At 68.5% G+C, this 17,526-nt stretch carries 14 protein-coding genes; 9 read left to right on the top strand and 5 right to left on the bottom strand.

All coding sequences use genetic code 11. The features are described from left to right. The first annotated feature begins 281 nt into the window (after positions 1 to 281). Positions 282 to 683, top strand: coding sequence for a VOC family protein (locus C5B91_RS15185; RefSeq protein WP_049968850.1), 402 nt, complete (start codon positions 282 to 284; stop codon positions 681 to 683). Between the two features lie 15 nt (positions 684 to 698). On the opposite strand, the gene C5B91_RS15180 is transcribed toward C5B91_RS15185, so the two are convergent. Next, positions 699 to 1,349 (bottom strand): helix-turn-helix domain-containing protein, encoded by a 651-nt coding sequence (locus C5B91_RS15180; RefSeq protein WP_008093983.1) that lies wholly within the window; start codon positions 1,347 to 1,349, stop codon positions 699 to 701. Positions 1,350 to 1,436: 87 nt separating this feature from the next. Here C5B91_RS15180 and hutU point away from each other — a divergent pair, with 87 nt between their 5' ends. The 4 genes from hutU to hutH are packed head-to-tail and all read left to right on the top strand — an operon-like array spanning position 1,437 to position 7,011. Next, a complete protein-coding gene (hutU, locus tag C5B91_RS15175) occupies positions 1,437 to 3,254 on the top strand; it encodes a urocanate hydratase (RefSeq protein WP_008093981.1) in 1,818 nt (605 codons plus the stop codon). Beyond that, positions 3,251 to 4,201, top strand: coding sequence for a formimidoylglutamase (hutG, locus tag C5B91_RS15170; protein ID WP_115819951.1), 951 nt, complete (start codon positions 3,251 to 3,253; stop codon positions 4,199 to 4,201). Before hutU ends, hutG begins: the two co-directional genes overlap by 4 nt. Further along, positions 4,194 to 5,432, top strand: a complete 1,239-nt coding sequence (hutI, locus tag C5B91_RS15165; RefSeq protein ID WP_115819950.1) for an imidazolonepropionase — start codon at positions 4,194 to 4,196, stop codon at positions 5,430 to 5,432. Before hutG ends, hutI begins: the two co-directional genes overlap by 8 nt. Next, complete coding sequence (hutH, locus tag C5B91_RS15160) at positions 5,425 to 7,011, top strand: histidine ammonia-lyase (protein WP_115819949.1); 1,587 nt, start codon at positions 5,425 to 5,427, stop codon at positions 7,009 to 7,011. Before hutI ends, hutH begins: the two co-directional genes overlap by 8 nt. A gap of 30 nt (positions 7,012 to 7,041) precedes the next feature. On the opposite strand, the gene C5B91_RS15155 is transcribed toward hutH, so the two are convergent. Further along, positions 7,042 to 8,274, bottom strand: coding sequence for an ABC transporter substrate-binding protein (locus C5B91_RS15155; RefSeq protein WP_115819948.1), 1,233 nt, complete (start codon positions 8,272 to 8,274; stop codon positions 7,042 to 7,044). 94 nt (positions 8,275 to 8,368) lie between these two features. On the opposite strand from C5B91_RS15155, the gene C5B91_RS15150 reads away from it, so the two are divergent. Further along, the gene (locus tag C5B91_RS15150; RefSeq protein ID WP_115819947.1) at positions 8,369 to 9,625 is read left to right on the top strand and encodes an ABC transporter substrate-binding protein; all 1,257 of its coding nucleotides are present in this window, start codon (positions 8,369 to 8,371) and stop codon (positions 9,623 to 9,625) included. Between the two features lie 90 nt (positions 9,626 to 9,715). On the opposite strand, the gene C5B91_RS22505 is transcribed toward C5B91_RS15150, so the two are convergent. The 3 genes from C5B91_RS22505 to C5B91_RS15140 form a co-directional block, all read right to left on the bottom strand. Further along, positions 9,716 to 9,859, bottom strand: coding sequence for an HVO_A0556 family zinc finger protein (locus tag C5B91_RS22505; RefSeq protein ID WP_007276288.1), 144 nt, complete (start codon positions 9,857 to 9,859; stop codon positions 9,716 to 9,718). Positions 9,860 to 10,124: 265 nt separating this feature from the next. Then, positions 10,125 to 10,781: a lactate utilization protein gene (locus C5B91_RS15145; RefSeq protein ID WP_008093971.1), complete on the bottom strand. Its 657-nt coding sequence runs from the start codon at positions 10,779 to 10,781 to the stop codon at positions 10,125 to 10,127. A 144-nt stretch (positions 10,782 to 10,925) separates the two neighbouring features. Next, positions 10,926 to 12,491 carry a cobyric acid synthase gene (locus C5B91_RS15140; protein WP_115819946.1) on the bottom strand — a complete coding sequence of 522 codons (1,566 nt, stop codon included), beginning with the start codon at positions 12,489 to 12,491 and terminating at the stop codon, positions 10,926 to 10,928. Between the two features lie 195 nt (positions 12,492 to 12,686). Here C5B91_RS15140 and C5B91_RS15135 point away from each other — a divergent pair, with 195 nt between their 5' ends. The 3 genes from C5B91_RS15135 to C5B91_RS15125 all read left to right on the top strand — a co-directional run bounded on the left by C5B91_RS15135 (position 12,687) and on the right by C5B91_RS15125 (position 17,506). After that, the gene (locus tag C5B91_RS15135; RefSeq protein WP_049968845.1) at positions 12,687 to 14,303 is read left to right on the top strand and encodes a long-chain-fatty-acid--CoA ligase; all 1,617 of its coding nucleotides are present in this window, start codon (positions 12,687 to 12,689) and stop codon (positions 14,301 to 14,303) included. 129 nt (positions 14,304 to 14,432) lie between these two features. After that, positions 14,433 to 17,135 carry a PAS domain-containing protein gene (locus C5B91_RS15130; RefSeq protein WP_115819945.1) on the top strand — a complete coding sequence of 901 codons (2,703 nt, stop codon included), beginning with the start codon at positions 14,433 to 14,435 and terminating at the stop codon, positions 17,133 to 17,135. After that, a complete protein-coding gene (locus C5B91_RS15125; RefSeq protein ID WP_008093966.1) occupies positions 17,132 to 17,506 on the top strand; it encodes a response regulator transcription factor in 375 nt (124 codons plus the stop codon). The genes C5B91_RS15130 and C5B91_RS15125 overlap by 4 nt, the downstream gene beginning before the upstream one ends. Positions 17,507 to 17,526: the final 20 nt, after the last annotated feature.

Below are 17,526 nucleotides of genomic sequence, written 5' to 3'. Positions count from 1 at the left end.
ACGATTGCGGAACGCCGGTTCCGGTTGTCGGCGTCGCGGTTTCCCGTGGCGCTGAGTAACTCGTAAACAAATATTAGTTTATACTGAATGGTCTGAGGGAGATAAACGGAAATAAAAACGCTATAATAGCCGTCCAAACAACATAATTTTTACAAATTTTGCAATTTTTAGAAATTGTACAGTTTTAAACTTTATACAGTTTATATTCTCTCGGTTCAGCGCCCCCGTCCCCGATGGCCGCCGCACAAATTTTTACCACCCGCGGCCGCGACGGTCCGGGCATGGACGCGACGGCAATCGACCACGTGAATCTCCGCATCCCCGCCGACGGCCTCGACGCCGCGGTCGAGTTCTACCGCGACGCGCTCGGCTTCGAAATCGAGAACCGCGACCTGTACGAGTCGGGCGAAAAGCCCTTCTTCTCCGTGCGACTCACCCCGGCGAGCGTCATCCACCTCCGACCGGCCGAGAACTTCGAACCGCCGACGGAGACCGCCTTCGACCACGTCGCCATCGAGTTCGCCCACGACATCGACGAACTCCGCGGGCACCTCGACGCTGCGGGCGTCGAAATCGACCGCCAACTCGAACCCCTCGGGGCGACGGGCGTCGCGCCCGCGATGTACGTCACCGATCCCTTCGGCTACACGCTGGAACTGAAAGCCGCGCCTGACGACGACTGAGTCTCCTCTCCCGCACTACAGTACGTACTGCGCGACCGAGTCCATCACTTTTCGCTCCGCCCGGCGCAGGTGTTCCTCGGCGGTCCGCCGCGAAACGCCCATCTCGTCGGCGATGGTCGCGGTCTCGATGCCGCGCGGCAGGTCGTAGTAGCCGCCGGCGTGGGCCAGTCGCAGCGCCTCGCGCTGGCGGCCGGTGAGCTCGGGCATCGCGTCGGCGGGGGCCAAAAGCGGGCCGCTCCCGCTGGCGAACGACACCGCGCGCTTGGACTCGACGCTCACGTCGAAGCCGCTGTCCACGAGGTCGCGGAAGCACGCCGTCAGGTCGTCGGCCGAGACGGCGAGCAGGCGACAGACCTTCGCGCCGCCGCGGTAGCGAAGCGGCGGGACGAGCAGTAGCCCGTGTTTCCGCACGTAGCCCTCGATGTGGTCTATCTCGTGGTCCCGGAGGCAGTCGGCGGTGACGACGACGAGTTCGTCGCCGCGCTCGACCGACGCCGCCACGCCGACGGTGTCGTCGACGCGGTCGAGCACGTCGCTTCCGACCCCGCCGCTCACGTGGAGCATGTCGCAGTGTTCGTTGCACCACAGTTCGACGCTCGCGGCGTTGCCCGCCGTCGCCGCCGCGTAGGCGCTGTCGTCCCTGATTCGGAGGTTCGCCTCGTACATGCGCGGACCAAGGCTCGGCACGAATATATAAATCACGCACCGCATGGTGGGGGAATTGCTACCCGTCTCGCGCCCGAAGTTCGGTGTATGCACGACCAGCAATCGTCGGCACGGCGGGACCGACTCGGCGACCCGAGCGACGAGTGGCGCGCGTACCAGGGCGCGCCCACCGGGACGGACATCGAGTGCAAGGGGTGGCGACAGGAGGCGGCGCTCCGGATGCTCAACAACAACCTCGACCCCGAAGTGGCGGAGCGCCCCGAGGACCTCGTCGTCTACGGCGGGACCGGGCGCGCCGCCCGCTCGTGGGACGCCTACGACGCCATCCTCGCCGAACTCCGCGACCTCGACGACGACGAGACGCTCCTCGTCCAGTCGGGCAAGCCGGTGGGGAAGTTCCCGACCCACGAGCGCGCCCCGCGCGTCCTCATCGCCAACTCCAACCTCGTCGGCCGCTGGGACGACTGGGAGCACTTCCACGAACTGGAGGCCGAGGGGAAAATCATGTACGGCCAGATGACCGCCGGGTCGTGGGCGTACATCGGCACGCAGGGCATCATTCAGGGCACCTACGAGACGCTGGCCGAACTCGCCCGACAGCGCTACGACGACGACCTGCGGGGCAAACTCGTCGTCACCGGCGGTCTCGGCGGCATGAGCGGCGCACAGCCCCTCGCGGTGACGATGAACCACGGGGTCTGTATCGCCGCCGAGGTGCAGGCCGACCGCATCGAGCGCCGGGTCGAGACGGACTACCTGATGGAGTCAGCCGACTCGCTGGACGAGGCGCTCGAAAACGCCAAGGACGCGATTGAGGCGGGCGAGCCCTACAGTGTGGGCGTCGAGATGAACGCGGCCGACATGCTCGAAGAGCTGCTCGCGCGCGACGAGATTCCGGACGTGGTCACGGACCAGACGAGCGCCCACGACGAACTCGAAGGCTACTACCCGAGCGGCTACACCGCGGCGGAGGCCGACCGACTCCGCGAGGACGACCCCGAGAAGTACGTCGAAGAGAGCCTCGACACGATGGAGCGCCACGTGCAGGCAATCCTCGATTTACAGGACGCGGGCGCAATCGCCTTCGAGTACGGCAACAACATCCGCGGGCAGGTCCAGGACCACCGCGGGATGGAACACGCGTTCGACTTCCCCGGCTTCGTCCCGGCGTACATCCGCCCGATGTTCTGCCGCGGGCGCGGGCCGTTCCGATGGGCCGCGCTCTCCGGCGACCCCGCCGACATCCACCGCACCGACGAGGCGATTCGAGAGCTCTTCCCCGAACACGAGTCGCTCATGCGCTGGATAGACCTCGCACAGGAGCAGGTGTCGTTTCAGGGGCTCCCCTCGCGGGTGTGCTGGCTCGGCTACACCACCGACGACGAGGGGCTCACCGAGCGCGCTCGTTTCGCGCTGAAAATCAACGATCTCGTCGCCTCGGGCGAGGTCTCCGCGCCGGTCGTCGTCACCCGCGACCACCTCGACGCCGGGTCGGTCGCCAGCCCGTACCGCGAGACCGAGGCGATGCGCGACGGCACCGACGCGGTCGCCGACTGGCCCATCCTGAACGCGCTTCTCAACACCGCCGCGGGCGCGGACATCGTGAGCGTCCACGACGGCGGCGGCGTCGGCATCGGCAACTCGCTGCACACGAACAACCACGTCGTTCTCGACGGCTCGGACCTCGCGGCGAAGAAGGCCCGCGCCGTCTTCACGACCGACCCCGGCATGGGCGTCATCCGCCACGCCGACGCCGGTTACGAGGACGCGCTGGACGAGGCGACTCGGTCGAACGTCAGAATTCCGATGCGGGACCACGACGCGGCCGACCGCGCCGACCGCGCGGCCGAAGACGGCGGCCACGCGACCGAGACCGGCGAATCCGCCGCCCGAGGTGACGAATGAGCCGCACCGACCCGCCCGCGTGGGAGGGAACGTCGTCGGACCCGAACGACGAGCAGTTCGGCCACGTCGTTCGTCCGACCGAAATCGAGGACGCGGGCGACTTCCGCGCCGCCCTCGTGGGCGAACCCTACGACGGGGCCGTCATCGGCCGGCGCGGTGCCCGCGAGGGCCCCGCCGCGATTCGGCGCGCTCTCGCCGGCGTCAAGACCCACCACTTCGACGAGGGGCCGGTCGCCGGCGTCGCCGACCTCGGCGACCTCCCGGTCGAGGCGTACAACGACGCGGACGACCCCGAGAACCACGTCGCGGACGTGCAGGCCATCGTCGCCGACGAGGCCGCGGCCGTCTACGAGCGCGGCGCGCTCCCGGTCTTCCTCGGCGGCGACAACTCCCTGACCGTCGGGAACGTCACGCCGCTTCTCGGCGGCGACGACTCGGTCGGGGTCGTGAGCTTCGACGCCCACCTCGACTGCCGCGACCCCGCCGACGGCCCGACGAGCGGGACGCCCTACCGCCAACTGTTCGACGCCGGACTCGACCGCCTCGCCGTGGTCGGGGCGCGACACTTCGAGACCTCGACGGCCTACGCCGACTTTCTGCGCGACTCGGGTGGCACCATCCTCACCGCCGACGAGGTCGGCCGCGGCCCCGTCGAGACGGCCGACTTCGCCCTCGATGCGCTGGCCGCCTGCGACCGCGTCTTCGTCAGCCTCGACGTGGACGTGCTGGACCAGACGGCCGCGCCGGGCGCGAGCGCGCCGACCCCCGGCGGCGTCACCACCCGCGAACTGTTCTCGATGCTCCGCCGCGTCGCGGCCGACCCCCGCGTCGTCGGCTTCGAGGTCGTGGAGTGCGCGCCGCCGCTGGACGACGAGGACGGCCGAACCGTCAGCGCGGCCGCCCGTGCGGTCGCCCACTTCCTCGCGGGGGTGATGTCGCGTGACTGACGCGGCTTCCACGGCCGACCTCACAGTCGTCCACGATGCGGCCGAACTGGTCGTCGGCCCCGACGAGGGAACAGGCGTCGTCGTCCTCGAAGACGCCGCGTTCGCCGCGCTCGACGGCGAGGTCGTCGCCGTCGGTCCCGCGGACGAGGTGCTCGCGGACTACCCGGTCGACGACGCCGAGACGGCCATCGACGCGACCGGCAAGACGGTCCTGCCGGGCTTCGTCGACCCGCACACCCACGCGCTGTTCGCGGGCGACCGCTCCGACGAGTTCGTGGCGAAACTCCGCGGCGCGACCTACGAGGAGATTCTCGCCGACGGCGGCGGCATCCTCCGCACCGTCGACGCGGTCCGCGAGGCCTCCGACGACGAGTTGGTGGTGAACCTCACGGAACACCTCGACGCGATGCTCGCCCACGGGACGACGACGGTCGAGGTGAAGAGCGGCTACGGCCTCGACACCGAGACCGAACTGCGGATGCTCTCGGCCATCGACGCGGCCGGTTCGGACCACCCGGTGGACGTGATTCCGACGTTCATGGGCGCGCACGCCGTCCCGCGCGGCGTGGACGCCGAGGGGTACACCGAGTCGGTCGTCGCCGACCAACTCCCCGCGGTCGCCGAACAGGGCATCGCCGAGTTCTGCGACGTGTTCTGCGAGCGCGGCGTGTTCACCGCCGAGCAGTCCCGTCGGATTCTGGAGGCGGGCCGCGACCACGGCCTCGCGCCGAAGATTCACGCCGACGAGTTCGCCGCCATCGGCGGCACCGACGTGGCGGCCGCGGTCGGCGCGGCCAGCGCGGACCACCTGCTCCACACCGACGACGGGGGCCGCGAGACCCTGGTCGACGCCGGCGTCGCGCCCGTGATGCTCCCGGGCACGGCGTTCGGCCTCGGTGCCGACTACGCCGACGCCCGCGCCTTCCTCGACGCGGGCCACGAGGTCGCGCTCGCCACCGATTTCAATCCGAACTGCTTCTCCCGAAGCATGGGATTCGTCGCCACGCTCGCCAGCGTCGGAATGCGAATGACTCCACACGAGGCCATCCGCGGCGTCACGAGCGCCGCCGCGGGTGCGCTCGACCGCGACGACGGCACGGGCACGCTCCGCACCGGGGCTCCCGCCGACGCCGTCGTGCTCGACGTGCCGACCGCGTCACACCTCTCGTACCGGTTCGACACGAACCCCGTTTCGACCGTGCTGAAATCGGGGGTGGTCGCCCATGAGTGACCGCGCAGGCCTCCCCGACTCGGTCGTCCTCGACGGCGAGTCGCTGACGCCGGAGGACGTGGCCGCCGTTTCACGCCACGACGCACCCGTCGAACTCGCCGCCGAGTCGCGAGAGCGGATGCGCGAGTCGCGCGAGCGCGTCGAGTCCGTCCTCGACTCCGGCGAGCCGGTCTACGGCGTCAACACCGGCTTCGGTCACCTCGTGGAGACACACATCGACCGCGAGGACATCGAGCGCCTCCAGACGAACCTCGTCCGCAGCCACGCCGCCGGCGCGGGACGCGAACTCACCCGCGAGGAGGTCAGGTCGATGATGGTCAGTCGGGCCAACACGCTCGCCAAGGGCTTTTCGGGCATCCGACCCTCGGTGGTCGACCTGCTCGTCTCGATGCTCAACGAGGGCGTCCAGCCGGTCGTCCGCTCCCGCGGGAGCCTCGGCGCGAGCGGCGACCTCGCACCCCTCGCGCACATGGCGCTCGTCCTCATCGGGGAGGGCGAAGCCCGCGTCGACGGCGAGCGACGCCCGGGCGACGAAGCCCTCCAAGCAGTCGGCTTGGAGCCGGCGACGCTCGCCTCCAAGGAGGGCCTCGCGCTCATCAACGGGACGCAACTGACGGTCGGCCTCGCCGCGCTGTTCGTGGTCGACGCCGAGCGGACCGTCGAGGCCGCCGACGCCGCGGGCGCGCTCGCGACCGAGGTGACGATGGGGACGACGGCGAACTGCGACCCCGCCATCCACGAGGTTCGCCCCCACCCCGGCCAGAAAGAGAGCGCGGCGGCGATTCGCCGCCTCACCGCCGACTCGACCGTCCTCGAATCGCACAAGGACTGCGAGCGCGTGCAGGACGCCTACTCGATTCGCTGTCTCCCGCAGGTCCACGGCGCGGTCAGAGACGCCGTCTCACACCTCCGCGAGGCCGTCGAAGTCGAACTCAACAGCGTCACCGACAACCCGCTCGTCTTCCCGGCGGGCGCGGTGGACGAGCGCGCGCCCGGTACCGACGTGGCCGCCGTCGTCTCCGCCGGCAACTTCCACGGCGAACCGCTGGCGCTCCGCCTCGACTACGCCGCTGGCGCGCTGACCGAACTCGCGGCCATCTCCGAGCGCCGGACCGACCGGATGCTCAACCCCGACGTACAGGAGTCGTATCTCCCGCCGTTCCTGACCGAACGCAGCGGGCTCCGCTCCGGCTACATGATTGCGCAGTACACCGCCGCGGCGCTCCTCAACGAGTGTCGGTCGCTCGGTCGCCCCTCTATCGATTCGACGCCCGTCAGCGGCGGGCAGGAAGACCACGTGAGCATGAGCGGCCAGAGCGCCCTCAACGCCCGCACGGTCGCCGAGAACGTCGCGACCATCGTCGGCGTCGAACTCCTCTGTGGGTCGCAAGCCGCCGAGTTCCTCGACGAGGGCCTCGAACTCGGGACCGGCACTGGGGCCGTCCGCGACGCGATTCGGTCCGTGGTTCCGCCGCTGGACGAGGACCGCCGGCTCGACGGCGAACTGGAGACTGCGGTCGACCTCGTTCGGTTCGGCGCGATTCGCGCGGCCATCGCGGACGCCGGGCTCTCCGGCTGAGCGGGCGCGCCAGTACCGCCGGTCGCCGGCTCAGAGGTTCCCGTTGATGATGTCGGCGACGCGCTGCCGGTCGAACAGCTGTTCCTCCTCGGGAATCTCGGGGTACGGCCCCTCGCTGTACTGGGGCCACGCGCCGAAGCGGTCGGGGGAGAGCTGTTTCGCGGTCATCTCCAACTGGAACAGATTGAGTATCGGTCCCTGGTAGCGGCCGCCCTGCGCGTAGATGCGGTCGTTCTTCACGGCCGAAATCTCGGCTCCGACGGGGTCGTCCTGGAATCCCGTCCGGATGTCGGGCATGCTCGTGTTCGGGTGCATCCCGCCGAGCGTGAGAATCACGTCGGGGTCGGCTTCGAGGAGCGTCTCGAAGTCGACGGTCGAGCCGGACTCGACGTCGTCGCCGAACGCGCTGACCGGCTTCAGCGGGCGGGTGTGGGCGGTCAGGAAGCCCGGCGTGCTCAGGTTGTAGGCGTAGATGGACTCCAGGTCGCTCGGGCCGAGGAGCACGGCGGTCGGGCGGTCCTCTTCCGCCGGGAGGTCCGCCGCAATCGCCGCGAGCAGTTCCTCGCGGACCGTAGTGAGCGCCTCGTACTTCGCTTCCTCCTGTAGCACCTGCGCGACCTTGGCGAATATCTCCCAGAGGCCGTAGTACTCGTAGGCGTCGGTCCACTCGGTCGGCGGCGCTTGATGCCGCGCGCTGAAGCTGTTGCCGAACCACGGACTGACGTTCTCCTCGATTTCGTCGAGGTCGTCCTGGCTCCAACTGCCGAGCGCCGAGACGCTGGCGGGGTCTGCGAGGTGTACGTCGCTGTCGAGTTCGTAGAGCCGCTCTTTCGACGGCTCCCACGACGAGTACAGGCCGGTCCAGTCGAGTTCGACGCCGGGGAGCCGCGGCGTGAACTGGTTCCACAGCGCGTCGTAGTAGTCCGGAGCGTGCATCGAGTTGACGGCGTCGCCGTGGCCGAGGGCGAACGCCATCCCCGCGTGGTGGGTCAGCCGCGTGAAGATGCTCTCGGGAACGCGCTCGAACGTCACCTCGCCCATCGGGGCCATCGACACCGTGTACGAGTCGGCCTCGTCCGTCGATTCCGCGGTCGACTCGGCCGTCGGCGTCGATTCGGCCGCGGCGGTCTCCGTCGCGGTCGCGCCGGTCGTGGTCGCGTCCGACTCGGACGAACCGGTACAGCCGGCGAGCAGTCCGCCGGCGGCGACCGAACCGCCGTAGGTCAAGAACTTCCTGCGCGTTGGTCCGTCGCTGTCTGCCATCGTATTTTTAGGCCCGCCTAATACATATAGGCGTACCGATTTAGGCCGACCGAAATTCCGAAACGGATTTATCCGTTTGGAATTGGCTAAAGCCATGGACCAAGACCTCGTCGACCGGGCGGCGCGCACGCGCCGAGCGTACCTCAAGGGCGGCGGCGCGCTTCTCGCTGGCGGCTTGCTGGCCGGCTGTGCCGGGCAGAACGACGCGGAATCAGCGACGGACGCGACCGAGACGGCCGCAGCGACGGAACCCACGACCGAAGCGTCTACCGAGGCAGAGACCGAGGCCGAACAGGCCGGGTACACGGTGTCGATGTCGCCCGCCGGCGACGTGACGTTCGAGTCGGTTCCGGCGGACGTGATGGTGTACAACCTCGTTTACGCCGACGCGGCGGTCGCCTTCGGCCACGGCGACGCGGTGAACTCTCTCGGCTTCGACAGCGACGCCGGCGGCCGGACGCTCGACGCCTACTACGAGCGCCTCGACGGCGTCTCGTTCGACCGGAGCGAGCTCGCGCAACTCAACTCCGGGTCCGGGAGCGTCAACATCGACAAGGAACTCGTCTACGAACTGGACTCCGACCTCCACCTCGTCGACCCGGCGCTCGTGACCAGCTTCGACGGCTGGGACCAGTCGGACGTCGAGGAGATTCGGAAGCAGGTCGGCCCGTGGTTCGGCAACGCCTACAGCCGCACGCACGCCCAACCGCCCGAGCCGTACGCCGCCGACTACCAGTACTACACGCTCTGGGAAATCGTGGAGAACGTCGGGCAGGTGTTCCAAGAGGAAGACCGCTACGCGGCGCTCGAGTCGGTCCACAGCGACCTCCTCGACACGATTCAATCGGACCTCCCGCCCGAGTCGGAGCGCCCGTCCGTCGGCGTCGTCATCTACATGGACGAGACATTCTACCCCTCGAAAATCAACGTTCCCGGCTTCGCGACCTCGCACGTCCGTCCGCTCGGCGTCACCGACGCCTTCGCCGCCGGCGACGTGACGTTCGAGACCTCCTACGACTTCGAGACGATGCTGGAAATCGACCCCGACGTGTTGCTCCACAGCTACGGTATCGACTCGTACTACGACGTGGCGTCGACTCGCGAGACCCTCGAAGACCACCCCGTCGGGAGCGAACTCAGCGCGGTCCAGAACGACCGCGTCTTCCCCTCGGGCACGCCGGTACAGGGGCCGATTATGAACCTGTTCCAGACCGAGATGACCGCCAAGCAGCTCTCCCCCGACCGCTTCGGCGCGTGGCCGGAGTACACCGGTGGTGCGTATCCCGAGATTCCCGAAGACGAACAACTGTTCGACCGCGAGCGCGTCGCCGACATCATCAACGGGAACTGAGAACTGAGCCGACCGGCTTTCACCGGCCGCTTCTCTCGCCACCCGGCGCTGGCGGGTGACTCGTTCGACCCGCTCGGCTCGCTCAGGCGCTTACCAGAGCTGGACGGCCGGCGTCCCGCAGTCGTCGCAGACGATGGCGTCGTTGTCTTTGTAGCTCCCCGTCACGAGGTCGCCGTCGCAGTAGGTGCAGTCCTCTTCGTCGAACGAATCGAGCAGGTACGCGGATTCGGGCATATCCGACGATTCGGCTCCAGTCGTAAGAACATTTCTCCGGTTCGATATATCGCGGTCCGTGACACTCCCGAGAACTGTTCGGTTCGAACCGTCGTTTCGTCGGCGACGGGGCGCGGCTCACGACGTGGGACCGCAAAACGTGGGTTCCGGAGGAACGGTGGTGGGATGCCCGGTGAGGTGGTGGTGGTGATGGTGATGGATTGTCCGGGCGCAGGAAGCTCCCCGGAGGAGCGTGGGAACGTGTCGAGGGGGAGGCGAGTCGGACTTAGTAGCCCAGTTGCTCGCGGATGAGGACGACGGTGGTGCGGCCCTCTTCGACTTCCTGCCGGAAGATGAGTTGCTTCGCAATCATCGACTCGACGCCGTAGGCCTCCTTCGCGCGCTCGTTCTCGAGGGGGTACGCGACGGATTCGAGGCGGTCGAGCGCGTCGTCGAGCGTCGGCACGATTTTGTTGACGCCGCTGACGATGACGACGTTGCTGGCGGCGAAGGGGTACGCGCCGATGCGACTGCCCGAGAGGTCCGCGGCGACGAGTTCGCCCGTCTGCGCGATGGCGTTGATGCCGCCGAGGAAGTAGTCGGCCGTCTGGGACTCGCGGCGGGCGGCCTGTCGCTCCGCGTCGTCGTCGATGCTCCAAATCTGGTCCGGCAGGCTCTCCCACTCGTGGTCGCCCTCGCTCAGGTAGTCGTCGAACCCGACTTCTTCGAGGGTCGTCGAGTGGCCGTTCATCACGGAGACGCCCGCGGGGATGTGCGACTGCAGGGTTTCGAGCGCTTCGTCGGCCGTATCGACGACGACGACGTCGAACCCGTTCGCTTCGAGGTTCTCGACGGTCGCTTCGACGACCTCGTCGTCGGGGAGTTGGTCGAGTTCGGCGTCGATATCGGCGTCGTCTGCGTAGTCAGATTTCTGCTGAGACATGTGTGAGTGTGGTAGTGGAGTCGGTGGATGCTCCGACGCCCGAGTGTAGCGCCTAACGGATGTTAAACGCTCGCTGACGGCGGTGTAAGGTGGTTACAGGCGTGTTACCGCCCCCGCTGACGGGTCGTGGTTTCGGTCACTCCGCTACTCCAGTCCGAGCGCGTCGCAGAGCGCCGCCACGTCGAGGTTGTCGGCGACGAGCGCGGCGGCGCGGTCGTAGGGGTCGCCCGACGCGCCGGCGTCCGCGTCGGCCTCGGGCGTTCCCGCTGTCTCCGCTCGTTTTCCCCCTGTCGCGCCCGCCGCGCTCGTCGCCGGACGGTCGCGCCCGGCCGACTCGTACACGGCGTCCACGAACGCGTTTCGCGGCGAGTCGTTGGCGAATAGGTCGTGAATGTACGTCCCCGCGACCCGTCCGAGCGCCGCGCCGTCGCCCGAAACCGGGGCCGCGTCGCCGACGATGCGGCTGTCGCCCATGTGTATCTCGTAGCCGTCGATAGTCCCCACCGCGCCGGCCAAGGGTCCCGCGCCGTCGAACTCGACGGAGACGGGTTCGACCCGCTTGTCGCGGGAAAAGCGTGTGACTATCGGCAGGAGGCCGAACCCGTCGACCGTCTCGTCGTCCCCCGTGCCCTCGATGTCGGCATTCTCGATGGTCTCGCCGAGCAGTTGGTAGCCGCCGCAGATGCCGACGACCGGGCCGTCGAAGGCGGCGAGTTCGTCGCCGAAGCCGGCGTCGCGGAGCGCGAGCAGGTCGTCGACCGTGTTCTTGCTGCCGGGGAGGACCACCCCGTCGATGCCGTCGAGCGTCGCGTCGAGCGGGAGGTAGGCGACCCGGACGCCGGGCGTCTCGGCCAGCGGGCCGAAGTCCGTGGCGTTCGAGATGCGCGGGAGTCGCGGCACGCCGATTGTGACGGCGCGCTCGGCCGCGACGCCGTCGTCGTCGCCGACGGTGGCGCGCTCGCCTTCCGCGGGGAGCGCGAGGCTGTCTTCCTCCGGGAGACCGGGGTCGTCGTAGGGAAGCACACCGAGGACGGGCACGCCGGTCCGCTCCTCGATTTCGTCGAGCCCCGGTTCGAGGAGGCTCGGGTCGCCGCGGAACTTCGTGATGACCGCGCCGACGACCCGCTCGCGCACGTCCTCGGGGAGCAGTTCGAGCGTTCCCAGCAGGCTGGCGAAGACCCCACCGCGCTCGATGTCGGCCGCGATGAGGATGTCGGCGTCGGCGAAGCGGGCGGTCTCGATGTTCGCCAAGTCGCGGTCGTGGAGGTTTATCTCGGCGATGGAGCCGGCCCCCTCGGCGACGACCACGTCCGCCTCGGTCGCCAGCCGACGATGCGATTCGACCGCCGCCTTGCGGGCGTCCTCCCAGTGGGTCGCGTAGTAGTCGCCCGCGGCGTTGAGGCCGACTGCCCGGCCGTGGACCACCAGTTGCGACGTGCCGTCACCGTGGGGCTTGAGCAGGACCGGGTTGTGGTCGGTCGTCGGCGCGACCCGCGCGGCGCGGGCCTGCACGTACTGCGAGACGCCGATTTCGCCGAAGTCGTCGCCGTCGGCGGTCGCGACCGCGCGGGCGTTGTTGCTCATGTTCTGCGCCTTGAACGGCGCGACCGAGAGGCCGCGGTCGGCGAACAGGCGACAGAGCCCGGCCGCGACGGTGCTCTTGCCCACGTGGCTCGCGGTCCCCGCGACGAGGAGGGTCGGCGTCGTCATCTGCCGGGAGTCAGGGCCGCGCGGTTCAAAGGTGTTCGTTTCGGCGGCGCGAAGGGAAGTTCGAACCTCCTCCAGTGAAGGGTCAAAACCGCTCGCCGACGACGTCCCCCGCCATACTGTGGTGGTCACGTCGATTCTGTGAAATGTTGCCGGAAGTGGTGCGTTTAGTTCCCTCGCCCGCTCGGTCTATCATGAATGAAGAAACAGTTACTCGTGACGGACTTCCTCGACCGGGCCCGGACGTACTACGGCGATTACGAGGCTGTCGTCGGCGTCGACGGGGAGCGCTTCACCTACGCGGAGTTCGGCGAGCGGGTGGACAGGTTTTCGGCGGCGCTCCAATCCCGCGGCGTCGAGAAGGGCGACCGAATCGCGGTGCTCGACCCCAACACGCACTGCCACCTCGAGGCGGCCTTCGGCGCGATGCAGTGCGGCGCGCTCCACGTCCCGTTGAACTACCGGCTCACGACCGAGGACTACGAGTACCTGCTTTCGGACTCCGGCGCGAGCGTGGTCTACGCCGACTACCAGTACGCGGGGAAAATAGAGGCCGTCCGCGACGACGTGCCCGCCGAGGTGTTCGTGACGAACGACCCCGCCGCCGTCGACGGCGACTGGCTCGACTTCGAGGCGTTCCTCGACGAGGCCGACGCCGACGACTACGAGCGCCCCGAGATGTCCGAGGACGAACTCATCACCATCAACTACACCTCGGGCACGACCGGCGACCCGAAGGGCGTCTGCCGCACCCACCGCACCGAGTCGCTCCACGCCCAACTGGTGACGATTCACCACCACATCTCAGACGACGACGTCTACCTCTGGACGCTCCCGATGTTCCACGTCAACGGCTGGGGCCACATCTACGCCGTCACCGGCCGCGGCGCGAAACACGTCTGCACCCGCGGGGTCGACGCCGAGCAGGTGTTCGACGCCATCCGCGACGAGGACGTGTCCTTTTTCTGCTGCGCGCCGACGGTGCTGTCGATTCTGCGGGAGTACGCCGAGGAACACGACCCCGCGTACGCCGGCGACAACCCGGTCCGCGTGACCGCCGCCGGCAGCGCCGCGCCGAGCGCGACGATTCGCCACACCGAATCCGAGTTCGACTGGGAGTTCACCCAACTCTACGGCGCGACCGAGACCGGCCCGCTCATCGCCACCTCGGACGCGAACCGCCTCATCCCCGACGAGGGCGGCCTGCGCTTCTCGCTCAAACAGCGGCAGGGCGTCGCCCCGCTCGGGACCGACCTGCGCGTCGTCGACGAGGACGGCGAACAGGTCCCGCGCGACGACGCTACCATCGGCGAGGTGGTCGTCCGCGGCAATCAGGTGATGGAGAAGTACTGGAACAAGCCCGACGAGACCCACGACGCCTTCAACGACCGCCTCGAAGGCTGGTATCACACCGGCGACCTCGCGGTCGTCAACGAAGACGGCATGATAGCGATTCAGGACCGTAAGAAGGACATCATCATCTCCGGCGGCGAGAACATCTCCTCGGTCGAACTGGAGGACACGCTGTTCGACCACGACGCCGTCGGCGACGTGGCGGTCATCCCCGCGCCGTCCGAGAAGTGGGGCGAGACGCCGAAGGCGTTCGTCGTCCCCGCGAACGGCGACGTGGAGAACCCCGGCATCACCGCCGAGGAGTTGGCCGAGTACACCCGCGACCGCCTCGCCGGCTACAAAGCCATCCGCGAGTTCGAGTTCGTCGAGGAGATTCCCAAGACGGCGACCGGCAAGATTCAGAAGTACGAACTCCGCAAGCGCGAGTGGGACGACGAAGAGCGGATGGTCGGACAGGGGTAGGCGGCGACCCGACGCCCCGGCGACCCCTGACTCGGCGGCCCGCGCGACCCGCTTCGACTCTCGTCTCCCGGTGAGTCGGCCGCTTCGCCCGCAAGATATTATTGGCTCACCGAGTATCTCGTATCTAACATGTCTTCTCCGAGTTCGGGAGGCACCTCCGCCGGCGCGATTCTCTACGTCACGGCTGACGGCGCTGCCTCCGGTGCGGTCGTCTCGGCGCTCCGGGACGCCTTCGAGCGCCCGGTCACGCGCGCCGAGAGCGTCGACGCCGTGCGGTCGGCGCTCGACGACCGCCCCGTCTTCTGTCTCGTCGCCGCCGCCGACCTCCCCGACGGACTCGAACTGGATGCGCTCGTCTCCCGCGACGGCTCTCACGCCGAGTTTCCGGTCGTCGTCTACGCCGCCGCGGGCGACGAAGTGTTCGCCGCTCGCGCCGTCTCGCTCGGCGTCGACGACTACCTGATCCGCGACGACGTCGACGACTCCCACGCGGAACTCGTCGCGTCGGTTCGGTCGCTCGTGGATCCGGACACCGGCGACTCCCGCCCCGGCACTCGGAGCCACCGCGTCATCGTCGAGGCGATGGAAGACGGCGCGTTCGTCCTCGACGACCGAAGTCGCGTCGAGTACGTGAACCCCATAATCGAGGAGATAACGGGGCGAGCCTCCGAGACGCTCCGCGGCGAGCAGTTCGAATCGCTCGTCGACGCCGGCCTGTTTCCCGCGGGCGAGTACGAGCGGTACCGCGACGCCGTCTCGCGGGTTCTCTCGGAGGGCACCACCGAACGCCTCGACGTTCGGTTCGTCGACGCCGAGGGCGACCCGCGGCTGTTCGAACTCCAGCTCTCCCCCGCCGCCGACGGCGAGAAGGTGACCGGCGTCGTCGGCATCCCGCGAGACGTGACCGACCGCGAGGTCGCCACCACCCAGCGGGGCGAACTGCTCGAACGCATGACGGACGCCTTCTTCGCCCTCGACACCGACTGGCGCTTCGTCTACTTCAACGACCGCGCGAAGACCATCTTCAGCGAGATTCGCGAGCCCGAACTCGGCGAGCGCATCTGGGACATGTATCCGTCGGTCGTCGACACCGAACTGTACGACAACTACCACGAGGCGATGCGGACCCAAGAGCCGGTGACGTTCGAGACCTACGCCGAGCAGCACGACAGCTGGTTCGAGGTCCGGGCGTACCCCTCGCCGTCGGGACTGTCGGTCTACTTCCGCGACGTGACGACGCGGAAGCGCTACCTCCATGCCCTCGAATCGACCAACCAGCGCCTCGAGACGCTGTTGCAGAACCTGCCGGTCATCCTCTCGGCGTTCGACTCCGAGGGCGTGTTCACCATGTCCGAAGGGGCCGGTCTGGAGTCGCTCGGCCGCGACCCCGGCGAGGTGGTCGGCCGGTCCGCCTTCGAACTGTACGACGACACGCCCGCGGCCACCGACGCCATCGCCCGCGGGCTGTCGGGCGAGGCGGTCGACACGCGAATAGAGTACCACGGCGCGGTCTACGACGTGTGGTACCGCCCCGTCTTCGACGACGACGGCGAGGTGTCGAAGCTCCTCGGCGTCGCCATCGACGTCACCAACCGCGCGCGGTTGGAGGACGGTCTCCGGTTGCTACAGGCGGTCACGAGGGACCTCATTCTCACCGAGAGCGTCGAGGAGGTCGCGGCGCTGGCGGTCGAGGCCGTCCCCGAACTCGTCCCCGACGCCGAGGCAGCCATCTGGCTCGCCGACGACGGCGAGGGACTGTCGCCGGCCGCTTCGACAGGCGACGGGTTCGAGTCGGCGGTTCGAACCGAGACCGTCCCGGGCGGCTCCGAGTCGGACGCGGTCACCCGAGTCGACTCCGCGGCCGTCGATGACCGACTCCTTCCCCCCGAGTCGGACGCGGCGTCTGCCCTCCGCGTCCCGCTCGGGAGCCACGGTCTCCTCGTCGTCTCGACCGACGCCGACGCGTTCCTCGACGTGGACGTGGACCTGTTCGAACTCTTCGGCTCGACGGTCGCCACCGCGCTCTCGGGAACGGTCCGCGAACAGGAACTCCGCAACCGCGAGGCGGACCTCGCCGCGGCCAACGAGCGACTCGACGATTTCGTCTCTATCGTCGCCCACGACCTCCGAAACCCGCTCGCGGTCGCCACCGGCTACCTCGACCTCGGGATTGAGTCGGGCGAGCGGGCGCACCTCGAACGCGCCGCCAACGCGGTCGAGCGGATGTCCGAACTGGTCGAGGAGGTGCTCGACCTCGCTCGCCAGCGGACGCCCGTGGTCGACGCCAAATCCGTCGACCTCGCCCGCGTCGTCGACCACGCGTGGCGCTTCGTCGACACCGGCGACGCGACGCTCGTCCGCGGGGAACTGTTCGTCGTCGAGGGCGACGACGGCCGCCTGCTCAGGCTCTTCGAGAACCTCTTTCGGAATGCTGTCGAGCACGGCTCGACAGACCGCCGGGATTCTCCCGGCGACGCTGTCGAACATGGTTCTACAGGCAGTCGGATTCCATCCGACGACGCCGTCGAACACGCCGAACCGCCGGACGACCCGCTTGCCGTCCGCGTCGGCGCGCTCGACGACCGAATCGGGTTCTACGTCGAGGACAACGGCGGCGGAATCCCCGAAGAAATCCGCGAACGCGTTTTCGACCACGGCTACACCACGACGCCGCGGGGCACCGGCTACGGCCTCGCCATCGTCCGCGACATCGCCGACGCACACGGCTGGTCCGTCTCGCTCGCCGAGTCGGTCGAGGGTGGTGCGCGGTTCGAGTTCGTGACGCCGTCGGGGCGGTCGACGGCGACTGATTCCGAGGAACCAGACGAATGACACACACGATACTCATTGCCGAAGACGACGAACCGATGCGACAGATGATAGTCGAGACGCTCTCGGCGTACGACGTGGTGCCCGTCGAGGACGGCGAGGCCGCGTGGGCGTATCTGACCGACGACGACGCGCCGGACCCCGCCCTCGCCATCTTCGACGTGATGATGCCCGAACTCGACGGGTTCGGGACGCTCGAACGACTTCGCGGGGCGGACGACGACGACCTCGCGTCGCTCCCTGTCGTCGTTCTCACCTCCCGCGGGCGCGAGGCCGACGTGCTCCGGGCGCTCGACCTCGATGCTACCGACTTCGTGACCAAGCCCTTCAGACCGTTCGAACTGCGCGCCCGCGTCGAACGAATCCTCTCATGAGCCGACTACACGCTCGTAAC

It is taken from the genome of Haloferax sp. Atlit-10N (genome assembly GCF_003586325.1).
GTDB lineage: Archaea > Halobacteriota > Halobacteria > Halobacteriales > Haloferacaceae > Haloferax > Haloferax prahovense.
This window is presented reverse-complemented; position numbering and strand designations above follow the sequence as displayed.